The 336-nt window shown below is 51.8% G+C and carries 1 protein-coding gene; it reads left to right on the top strand.

What is annotated here, in order from left to right; genetic code table 11:
- Window positions 1-194: 194 nt before the first annotated feature.
- Window positions 195-336: biopolymer transporter ExbD (locus ACO0LC_RS29255; RefSeq protein WP_423009791.1), on the top strand; the 142-nt coding region annotated here is incomplete at its 3' end.

The raw sequence follows: 336 nt of genomic DNA, 5'->3' as shown, positions 1-336 counted from the left end.
CAGAATGCCCGTTACGAGTTTGTTGGCAAAACCATCCTGACGGCACAACGTGCCGGTATCGCCAAGGTTGGCTTCGTGATTGAACCGCCACCGCGGAACTAAGACTGTAGGGTGCGCTGTGCGCACCATGGGCAATGTCTGGAAGGTGCGCTTGGCGCACCCTAGGGCAAGACCCCTATCAAAGAGGAGTACTTATGGGTATGCAAATGGGTTCCGGCGGTGGTTCAGCCGATCCGGAAGTGATGATAGAAATGAACATGACGCCTTTGATTGACGTCATGCTGGTATTGATCATCATGTTGATCATCACCATTCCAATTCAGAATCATGCTGTGA

The sequence above is a fragment of the Undibacterium sp. JH2W genome, from assembly GCF_049340425.1.
Classification (GTDB): domain Bacteria; phylum Pseudomonadota; class Gammaproteobacteria; order Burkholderiales; family Burkholderiaceae_D; genus Undibacterium.
This window is presented reverse-complemented; position numbering and strand designations above follow the sequence as displayed.